Source organism: Micrococcus sp. APC 4021, from assembly GCF_030407635.1.
Taxonomy (GTDB): domain Bacteria; phylum Actinomycetota; class Actinomycetes; order Actinomycetales; family Micrococcaceae; genus Micrococcus; species Micrococcus luteus.
In genome coordinates this window covers 1-5,890 of record NZ_JASDCZ010000136.1, presented here as the reverse complement: position 1 = coordinate 5,890, position 5,890 = coordinate 1, and the positions used below count along the sequence as shown (strand labels likewise).

General features: G+C 73.3%; 5 protein-coding genes. 2 read left to right on the top strand and 3 right to left on the bottom strand.

Features of this window, described 5'->3' with window-relative positions; all coding sequences use genetic code 11:
• The first annotated feature begins 21 nt into the window (after positions 1-21).
• Together QL983_RS10025 and QL983_RS10020 are read left to right on the top strand one after the other, a co-directional pair.
• Positions 22-954 (top strand): TspO/MBR family protein, encoded by a 933-nt coding sequence (locus QL983_RS10025; RefSeq protein ID WP_290152797.1) that lies wholly within the window; start codon positions 22-24, stop codon positions 952-954.
• Between the two features lie 150 nt (positions 955-1,104).
• Positions 1,105-2,106 carry a thermonuclease family protein gene (locus tag QL983_RS10020; protein WP_290152794.1) on the top strand — a complete coding sequence of 334 codons (1,002 nt, stop codon included), beginning with the start codon at positions 1,105-1,107 and terminating at the stop codon, positions 2,104-2,106.
• 93 nt (positions 2,107-2,199) lie between these two features.
• Here the strand turns inward: QL983_RS10020 and QL983_RS10015 are convergent, their stop codons facing one another.
• From QL983_RS10015 to QL983_RS10005, 3 genes are all read right to left on the bottom strand, one after another.
• Complete coding sequence (locus QL983_RS10015) at positions 2,200-3,297, bottom strand: YihY/virulence factor BrkB family protein (protein ID WP_227717929.1); 1,098 nt, start codon at positions 3,295-3,297, stop codon at positions 2,200-2,202.
• A gap of 107 nt (positions 3,298-3,404) precedes the next feature.
• Positions 3,405-4,823 carry an L-serine ammonia-lyase gene (locus QL983_RS10010; protein WP_119217569.1) on the bottom strand — a complete coding sequence of 473 codons (1,419 nt, stop codon included), beginning with the start codon at positions 4,821-4,823 and terminating at the stop codon, positions 3,405-3,407.
• 184 nt (positions 4,824-5,007) lie between these two features.
• Positions 5,008-5,890: NUDIX hydrolase (locus QL983_RS10005; RefSeq protein ID WP_290152787.1), on the bottom strand; the 883-nt coding region annotated here is incomplete at its 5' end.

Sequence of the window (5,890 nt, the reverse complement as noted above, 5' to 3'; positions counted from 1 at the left end):
GATCACCCCACGGGAGCACCCATGAGCACCGCCACCGACCTCGGCCCGTCCCGCAGCCCCTTCGGCCCCGACGCCGCGGCGCGCGTCCCCAGCTCGGGGACGGGGCTGTCCTCGACGGGCGGCCGGGTGGCCATGCTCGTGGTCGTGATCCTCGCGGTCGTGGCCGCGTTCCTGGGCTCCGGCGTCGTCGGCGGCCTGACCCCCGTGGCCGAGGCCGCGGGCGGCTGGCTCGGCCCGGACGCCACCTGGGTGTCCCCGGCCACCCCCGCGTTCGGCATCTGGTCCGTGATCTACGCGGGCCTGCTGGCGTACGCCGTGTGGCAGTTCCTCGCCTCGGCCCAGTCGGCCCGTCACGACCGCCTGCGACCGTGGATCCTGGTCTCGGTGCTGCTCAACGCCGCGTGGATCTGGACGGTGCAGGCCGGGCTGCTGGGGCTGAGCGTCGTGGTGATCGCGTTGCTGCTGGCGTGCCTGACGCGGATCCTGGTGCTCCTCGAATCCGTCCGCGCGCACAGCTGGGGTGAGCGGATCCTCCTGGACGGGGTGCAGGGACTGCATCTGGGCTGGGTCTCGATCGCCGCCGTGGCGAACCTGGCCGCGTGGCTGGCCTCGACCGGCGTCGTCGGCGATCCGGGGCAGTCCTCCCTCTGGGCGAAGGTGATGCTCGTGGTGGCGGTGCTGATCGGCGCGTTCACCGCCGTGTACAACGGCGGCCGCCCGGCTCCGGCGTTCGCGCTCGCGTGGGGTCTGGTGTGGATCGGCGTCGGCCGCACGGACGGCACGGGGCTGCTCTCGGGCAGCCTCGCCCTCCTGGCGTGGGGCGGCGCCGCGATCGTCCTGCTGTGCTGGCTGGCCGCGCTGCTGCTCTCCCGCCGGTCCGCGACGGGCGAGGCCCGCGACCTCGTCCTCGACGCACTCGACGGCGGCGGCGACCCCATCGACGGCCGTCGCTGACCCCCGTCGTCATTGACGGAACGGGGACCGATGCTGTCGTGACGTGCGGCAACACCTGTGCCTCCCACATGCGATGATGTGGTGATCCGAAGGCCCCGCCTCACGGCGGGGCCTTCGTCATGTCCCCGTCCCTTCCCCTCCAGGATCCTCGTGCCCCTTGCCCGTCTGCGCGCGGCGCTCCCCGCGGCCGCACTGTCCCTGCTCCTGCTCACCGGCTGCACCGCCACCGACGACGGCGTCACCCCGGCGAGCGATGCCGACACCTCCGCGTCGGTCAGCACGATGCCGACGACGCCCACCCCGTCCGTCGACGCGGCCGCGACGAGCCGTGCCGCTGCGTCGTCGCTGGCCGCTTCCTCCTCCGCCGCGCAGAGCTCGCGCGCCGCAGCGTCGTCCTCGAGCGGGGCCGCCGAGTCGCGTGCCGCTGAGGGCTCCCGCAGTGCCGAGCCGGCGGCGCCCGCCGCCCCGGCCGACGTCGAGGGAGACGTGGTCACGGTCGAGTCGATCTCGGACGGCGACACGCTCCGCGTGACCCTCGGCGAGGTGTCCACGCGGGTGCGCCTGCTCAACATCGACACCCCCGAGACCCACCACCCCTCGAAGCCGGTCGAGTGCATGGGACCGGAGGCGACGGCGGCGCTGAAGTCGATGATCAGCCCCGGCGACACGGTGGTGCTGCGGTACGATCGCCGGCTCTACGACCGCTACGACCGCCTCCTCGCCGGCGTGTACGCCGACGGCGTCCTGCTCAACGCCGAGATGGCCCGCCTGGGCTACGGCGAGCCGGCGGTCTTCGACGGCAACGACCGTTTCCTGCCCGAGGTCGAGGCGGCGTGGGAGGAGGCCCGGGCGAACGGCGTCGGCAGGTTCTCCGGGGAGTGCGGCACCGCGGCCGAGCCCATCCCGGAGGCGGCCCCGGCCCCCGCCCCGGAGGCGGCCCCGGCCCCCGAAGCCGCCCCCGCGTCCGGCGACGCGGGACCGGTACGCGGAGCCGACTCCGTGTGCCCGGACTCCCACCCGGTCAAGGCCAACGACAACTCGGGCATCTACCACGTGCCCGGTCAGCAGCACTACGGCAGGACCAACGCGCGCAACTGCTACGCCTCCGCCGCCGCGGCCCAGGCGGACGGCTACCGCGCGGCCCAGCGCTGAGGGCCCCGCGCACGACGACGGCCGCCCACCTCGCCAGGTGAGCGGCCGTCGTTGTCGGTGCGGAACGTGCGCTCGGCGCCTCGCCGGGCGCGGTCAGCGGCCCTCGTGGACCGCCCGCAGTTCGTAGCCGCGCTCCTCGACGGCCGTCTGCTTCTCGGCGCGCTTCTCCACCCCGGCCACGTCCTTCGGGGGCAGCTGCACCCGAGCCTCGGCGGGCAGGCCGGCCTCGAGCTGGCGGGCACGCTCCACCTCGGCGTCGACCTCCAGGCCGAGCAGCAGCACGATGTTGAAGATCCACAGGGCGAACAGCAGCGCCATGACCGTGCCGATCGCACCGTACGCCGAGTAGCCGGCGAACTGCGTGAAGTACACGGACAGGGCCACCGCGGCCAGCACCATGCCCACCAGCGCCACGATGTTGCCGGGGCCGAAGAGGTGGAAGCGCGGCTTCTGGACGTTCGGGGTGGTGTAGTACAGGGTCGCGATCAGCACCAGCAGGATCACGACGACGACAGGCCACTTCGCCCACGCCCACACCGGCAGGAACGTGTCCGAGAGGAAGTTCACCACGCCGGTCATGCCGAGCGGCCCGGCGATCGGCTGGAGGAAGCCGTCCACGAGCGAGCGGTTCAGCGCCAGCGAGAGCAGCACGACCACGATGCCCACGATCAGGATGAGCGTGGTGAGCAGGTTGGTCAGCGTCAGCTTCACCAGGCCGCGGCCCTCCTCGTAGCCGTACACCGTGTTGGCCGAGCGGTTGAACGCCTTCACGTACGCGGAGGCGGACCACAGGGCGGTCGCGATGCCGATGATGAGGGCGATGATCCCGCCGCCTGAGCCGGCCGAGTCGCTCATGGTGGTCACCAGGTTCGTGACGAGCGGCTGGTAGTCGCTCGGGACCAGGCCGGTCAGCTCCCCCAGCAGATCGTCGATGGCCCCGCGGTTGGAGGCGAGCACGAGGGACAGGATGGAGAACACGGCCAGCAGGGAAGGGGCCAGCGAGAGCACCAGGTAGTAGGTGAGCTTCGCGGCCAGGTCGGTGCCGCCGTCGTTGCCGAACTCCTTGAGCGCGCGTGTGAGCGCGTACTTCCAGCCGGCGCCGTCGAGCTTCACGCCCTTGAGCCTCTCGGCACGCTGGTCGGGATCGATCTTCGCGGCCTCCAGGGTCGCGTCCACAGGATGAATGGCCACGTCGGTCCTCTCGCGCTCGGGGGCAGGGTGCGGGTCGGGCCCCACGGTAGCGGACGGGTGCCCCGTCCGTCCCGACCGGAGCGGCGCTGGGCCGCGGACCCGGGCGATCAGCACTCGATGACGTTCACGGCCAGGCCGCCGCGCGAGGTCTCCTTGTACTTGGACTTCATGTCCGCGCCGGTGTCGCGCATGGTCTTGATGGCCTGGTCCAGGGTCACCCGGTGCGAGCCGTCCCCGAGCAGCGCCAGCCGGGCCGCGTTGATGGCCTTCACCGACGCGATCGCGTTGCGTTCGATGCACGGCACCTGGACCAGGCCGCCCACGGGGTCGCACGTCAGCCCGAGGTTGTGCTCGATCCCGATCTCGGCCGCGTTCTCCACCTGGTCCACGGTGCCACCGAGCACGGCGCACAGCGCGCCCGCCGCCATGGAGCAGGCCGAGCCGACCTCGCCCTGGCAGCCGACCTCGGCGCCGGAGATGGAGGCGTTGCGCTTGTACAGGATGCCGATCGCCGCCGCGGTGAGCAGGAACTCGACCACCTTGTCGTCCCGCTCCTGCTGAGTGGCGCCCTCGGGGAGCACGAAGCGCATGTAGTAGAGCATGACGGCCGGGATGATGCCCGCGGCGCCGTTCGTGGGCGCGGTGACGATGCGCCCGCCCGAGGCGTTCTCCTCGTTCACCGCGAGCGCGAAGAGGTTGACCCACTCCATGGCCCACATGGGGTCGGTGCGGTCGGTGGTCTGCAGCAGGTGCTCCCGCAGCGCGGGGGCCCGACGGCGGACCTGCAGTCCGCCGGGCAGGATCGGCTCGGTGCGGGACACGCCGTTGTGGACGCATTCCTCCATGACGGCCCAGATGGCCAGCAGCCGGGTGCGCAGCTCGTCGAGGTCGTGCCGGGTGGCCTCGTTGGCGAGCATGAGCTCCGCGATGCTCAGGCCCGCCTCGTGGCAGCGGGCGGCGAGCTCGGCGCCCGTGGAGAAGGGGTACGGTTCGCCGGTGTCGCCGTCGTCGGTGCGGTTGACGTCCTTGGTGGCGTCCAGCTCGGCCTCGAGCTCGTCCGAGGTGACCACGAAGCCGCCGCCCACCGAGTAGTAGTCGCGGGTGTGAAGCTGTTCGCCGGCGTCGTCGTAGGCGGTCAGACGCATGCCGTTCGGATGCCCGGGCAGGGACTCGCGCATGTGCAGCGTCAGGTCGCCCTGCCGGTCGAAGGCGATCTCGTGGCGCCCGTCCAGGGGCAGTCGGCCGCCCGTGACGATCTCCTCCACGAGCCCGGTGCAGGCGTCCGGGTCGATGGTCTCGGGGTCCTGGCCGGCCAGGCCGAGCAGCACCGCGGTGTCCGAGCCGTGGCCCACGCCGGTGGCCGCCAGCGAGCCGAACAGCTCGGCGTGCACGCGGGCGGTGCGCTCGAGGACGCCGTGCTGGCCCATGCTGTCCGTGAAGCGGCGGGCAGCACGCATGGGCCCCACGGTGTGGGACGAGGACGGGCCGATGCCGATCGAGAACAGGTCGAGGACGCTGAGCGCCATGCAGTGCTCCTAGGGTGCGAGCGGGACGCGCGGCGGCCGGGGGTGCGGGCCGGACGCGCGGAGCCGGGAGATCCAGTGCAGACCAGACTAGGGGCACGGGGCCCTGCAGGCCATGGGGTCGCGGCTCGCGGTCCGCGCTGCTCTCCGGCCCGTCACCCACCGCACGGCCCGGAGCCGGGAGCGCTCAGAGGATGTTGTCCTTGGACTCCTCCACCTGCGCGGCCGCGCGGAACGCCATCAGGTCACGCAGATACTCGTCCGCGTGGGGGAACACGGGCCCCTGCCCGGCCACGAGCATGACCCCCTCGAGGGGCTCGAACCGGGAGCGGCCCGCGTGGATGTCCTCGCCGGCGTCGACCAGGGTGCGCAGCTGCCACCATGTGGGGGCCATTAGGTTGACCTCGCCGGCCCGGAAGCGGCGCAGCAGCTCGGCGGGGGACGCCCAGCCGTGGCTGGCCGCCTCGGAGGACATCCGCTCGGGGGACTGGCCCTGCGGCAGGTGGACGGCGAAGAAGAACGTGTCGTAGCGGCGCGGGCCCCCGTGCGGGGTGATCCACCGGGACCACGGCACGAGCGCGCCGGCGTCGGGGCGCAGCCCCTCGCGGTCGAGCAGCTCCCCGAAGTCCACCTCGTGGCGCTCGACGGCGTCGCGCAGCTCGTCGGGGAACGCGGCCACCCGGGCCGGGTCCACGGGAGTGCCGGTGACGGCGTCCCGGGCCAGGAGCACTCCGGTCTCCTCGAACGTCTCGCGGACGGCGGCGGCCAGCACGCGGCCGGCGCCCTCGGCGGGGTCGAGCTCCGCGAGGGTGCCGTGGGCGTCCACGGGCTCGTGCGGCAGCCCGAGGCGCCGGCCCCAGTCGGCCAGATCCGTGCCCTCCCACAGCCGGTCCGGCAGGTCGTCCGCGGGGTCCACACGGCCGCCGGGGAAGGCCGTGGCGTGGGCGCTGAAGGCCATGGTCCCGGCGCGGCGGACGGTGAACACCGAGGTCTCGCCGCCGGCCCCGGGCCGGACCAGCACGAGGGAGGAGGCGGGCACCGCCGGGACCCGGGGCCGGTCCTCGGCGGCC